The sequence below is a fragment of the Streptomyces sp. NPDC054840 genome, from assembly GCF_053611065.1.
This window is the reverse complement of sequence record NZ_JBSGZP010000650.1, coordinates 1-4127: the sequence shown is the minus strand read 5'-3', so window position 1 is coordinate 4127 and position 4127 is coordinate 1. Positions and strand designations below refer to the sequence as shown.

Genomic DNA, 4127 nt, shown 5'->3' with positions numbered 1-4127 from the left:
CCATGACGTCGACATCGCTGGTGAAGGACCAGTTGTCGACGTACTGCAGGTCAAGCTGGATCGTTTCGTCCCAGGACAGGTCGGACCTTCCGCTGATCTGCCACAGTCCCGTCATCCCCGGCCGCACGGTGAGCCGGCGCAGCTCGACCTCGTCGTACTTCGCCACCTCCTCCGGAAGCGGCGGGCGCGGGCCGACCAGCGACATGTTGCCGGTCAGTACGTTGATCAGCTGAGGGAGTTCGTCCAGCGAGGTACGCCGCAGCAGCCGGCCCACCCGGGTCACCCGGGGGTCACGGCGCATCTTGAACATCAGGCCGTCGTTCTCGTTGGACCCGGACAGCTCGTCCTTGAGGGCGTCGGCGTCCACGACCATCGTGCGGAACTTCCACATGACGAAGGGGACACCGTCGCGGCCTATCCGCCGCTGCCGGTAGAACGCCGGGCCGCGCGAGCCGAGGCGTATGGCCAGGACGATCCCCAGGAATACCGGGGAGAGCAACAGCAGTCCGGCCGCGGCTCCGACCCGGTCCAGGGCCGACTTGAGCAGGGTCTGCACCCCGCGGCCGACGGGCGGCGCCACCCGCAGCACGGCGAGCCCGCCCGCGGACAGGGTCTCCAGCCGCTTGACGGAGACTTCCACCAGCCCGGGGAAGACGGCGAGTTCGAGGCCCGCGTCGTGCAGCGCCCAGGCGATCCTGCGCAGCCGCTCCCCCGTGATCCGCACGCCCGGGGCCACCAGCACCAGGTCGGCGTGGTGACTGGCGACGGCGCCGAGCACGGCCGCGGAGTCGCCGTTCGGGGCCTCGGGGGTCCGTCCGTCGAGCCGCGCCGCCACGGGCACCCCGCTGGCAAGCGGCCCGGCACCGACCGGGACCACGCCGACGACGACGTACGGGTGGTCGGTGCGGGCGGCTAGGTGCGCGATGACGTCCTCGGCCGCGTCGGGCTCGCCGACGACCAGGACACGGCTGACGGCCTGGGCCTCGCGCCGGGCGGCCGAGAGGTGGCGGTAGGTCAGTTTGTGGCAGGCGATGGTGATGAGCAGAGCGGGCAGCAGGGCCCCGAGAGCGGACAGCCGGGGGGTGGCCTCTTCGGTCACCACGCGTGCCACGGCCAGAACACCGATCAGAATCAGCCAGTCATGTACGACGGGCAGTACGCCGCGGGACTCCCCGAGCGTCCGGGTCGCGTAGCGCCGGCGCAGGGCCTGCACCCCGGTCCACGCCACGGCGGCGGCCAGGGCGCAGTAGACGGGCCGGACCTGCTGCGCGGCGTCGAAGACGAGTCCTACCGGGATCGCGGCGCCCAGGAAGTCGGCGGTGATTGCGGCCGGGCGGTACCAACGGGCCTTGTCCCCCAGGCGCCGTGCGGGCGCAAGGGACTCCCGGGCCGCTCTGGCCATTCTTTGCGCAGGAATATGAACATGCCTCATGGGCCCCCCTGGCACGTGGTCTATGACAGCGGCGGGCGCCCATCGCTTCCCCTGGCAACGAACATCTGCCGCACCGGGAAACAGTACGACAAACACCCGTACGGTAAATGCCGTTCGGGTTAACGCAGCCTCTTGTTGCGCAAGTGTTAGCAACCGGTATAAGACGTTCCGGATGCCGGACGGTCCAGAAGTCCCGCGAAGGCGAATGTTCCGGATACCGGATACACATCTTCGGACAACGGACCGTTTCCGGCCAACCTTTTGACGCGCCCCTGACATCTGTTGCTGCGAGTGGCAATCTTCGACCGTTCATCGCACCAGCCCTGTTCTGCCCGGAGGCCCACCCAGCCATCCGGAACCCCCCTTGCAGAAGGAGTCTGCGTTGAGGTCCACCCCCCAGAGGCGTGCCACCGCTGCCGGCGCGCTCGTTGCCGCGGCAGCCCTGCTCGCCGTAGGCATACAGACCGGCACCGCGACCGCCGACGCCACCGCGTCGCAGGCCTCCAAGGCCGCCCAGCCCAACCCGGGCGCGGCCAACCGCGCACTCAGTGCCTCGGAGCGTGCGACGCTCCTGGCCGATGCCAACTCGACCACCGTGCAGGCCGCCAAGGCGCTCGGCCTCGGCAGTGGCGAGAAGCTCGTCGTCCGCGACGTGGTCCAGGATGCGGACGGCACCACGCACACGACCTACGAGCGCACCTACGACGGACTGCCCGTCCTCGGTGGTGACCTCACCGTCCACGCCAAGGACGGCGTCACCAAGAGTGTGACCAAGGCGACCAACCACGAGATCAAGGTCGCGGACACCAGCGCCACCGTGACCCCGGCGGCCGCCGAGAGCCAGGCCGTCTCCGCCGCCAACGCCGAGGGCTCCAAGGAGGCCAAGGCCTCCAAGGGCGCCCGCAAGGTGATCTGGGCGGCCGAGGGCGCGCCGGTCCTCGCGTTCGAGACCGTCGTCGGCGGCTTCCAGCACGACGGCACGCCGAACGAGCTCCACGTGGTGACCAACGCCAAGACCGGCGCCAAGATCACCGAGTGGCAGGCCGTCGAGACCGGCACCGGCAACACGATGTACAGCGGCCAGGTGACCCTCGGGACCACTCAGTCGGGCAGCACCTGGAACCTGACGGATGCCGCTCGCGGCAACCACAAGACGTACAACCTCAACCGCGGCACCGGCTCCGGCACCGGCACCCTGTTCTCCGGCCCGGACGACACCTGGGGCAACAACCTGCCGTCCAACCTGGAGACCGCCGGCGCGGACGCCCACTACGGCGCGGGCGTCACATGGGACTACTACAAGAACGTGCACGGCCGCAACGGCCTGCGCAACGACGGCGTGGCCCCGTACACCCGGGTCCACTACGGCAACGCCTATGTCAACGCGTTCTGGAGCGACTCCTGCTTCTGCATGACCTACGGCGACGGTGAGGGCAACAACAAGCCGCTCACCTCCACCGACGTGGCCGCGCACGAGATGACCCACGGTCTGACCTCGGTCACCGGCAACATGACCTACAGCGGTGAGCCCGGCGGCCTGAACGAGGCGACCTCCGACATCATGGCGGCGGCCGTCGAGTTCTACGCCAACAACCCGCAGGACGTCGGCGACTACCTGGTCGGCGAGAAGATCGACATCAACGGCGACGGCACCCCGCTGCGCTACATGGACAAGCCGAGCAAGGACGGCGCGTCCAAGGACAGCTGGTACTCGGGCCTCGGCGGCATCGACGTCCACTACTCCTCGGGCCCGGCCAACCACTGGTACTACCTGGCCTCCGAGGGCTCGGGCGCCAAGGTCGTCAACGGCGTGAGCTACAACTCGCCGACCGCGGACGGCCTGCCCGTCACCGCGATCGGCCGTGACGCCGCCTCGAAGATCTGGTTCCGCGCGCTGACGGTGGGCTACTTCAAGTCGAACACCAACTACGCCGATGCCCGCGTCCAGACGCTGAAGGCCGCCGCCGACCTCTACGGCCAGGGCTCGGCCATCTACAACAACGTCGCCAACGCGTGGGCCGGCGTCGCCGTCGGTACCCGCATCTCCAACGGCGTCACGGTCAGCCCGATCGCCAACCAGAACACGGCCACGGGCGGTGCCGTCAGCCTGCAGGTCCAGGCCACCAGCACGAACCCGGGTGCCCTGAGCTACGCGGCGACCGGCCTGCCGGCCGGCCTGTCGATCAACTCCTCCACCGGCCTGATCTCGGGCACGGCCACCACGGCGGGCACGTCCAACGTGACCGTCACGGTGACCGACGCGCAGAACCAGACCGGCACCGCGGCGTTCACCTGGACGGTCGGCACCTCGCAGCCGAACGTCTTCGAGAACACCACGGACTACCAGATCGCGGACAACTCGACCGTCGAGTCCCCGATCAACGTGACGCGCTCGGGCAACGCCCCCAGCACCCTCAAGGTGGACGTGAACATCGTCCACACCTACGTCGGTGACCTGCGGGTCGACCTGGTCGCCCCCGACGGCACCGTCTACAACCTGCGCAACCGCAGCGGCGGCAGCGCGGACAACATCGTCCAGTCCTTCACCGTGAACGCCTCCTCCGAGGTCGCCAACGGCACCTGGAAGCTGCGGGTCGCGGACCAGGCGAGCCTGGACACCGGCTACATCAACAGCTGGAAGCTCACCTTCTGACCCCACCGGGGCAGGGTGAACGAGAGCTGAGCAGATAGACAC

2 protein-coding genes are annotated in these 4127 nt (G+C 69.1%); one reads left to right on the top strand and one right to left on the bottom strand.

Annotated elements, in window-relative coordinates:
- Window positions 1-1402 (bottom strand): sugar transferase (locus ACWGIU_RS31575; protein ID WP_453711540.1); only part of this gene is annotated, 1402 nt, incomplete at its 3' end.
- Window positions 1403-1814: 412 nt separating this feature from the next.
- Between ACWGIU_RS31575 and ACWGIU_RS31570 the strand changes: the two genes are divergently transcribed.
- Window positions 1815-4085 carry a M4 family metallopeptidase gene (locus ACWGIU_RS31570; protein ID WP_453711539.1) on the top strand — a complete coding sequence of 757 codons (2271 nt, stop codon included), beginning with the start codon at window positions 1815-1817 and terminating at the stop codon, window positions 4083-4085.
- Window positions 4086-4127: the final 42 nt, after the last annotated feature.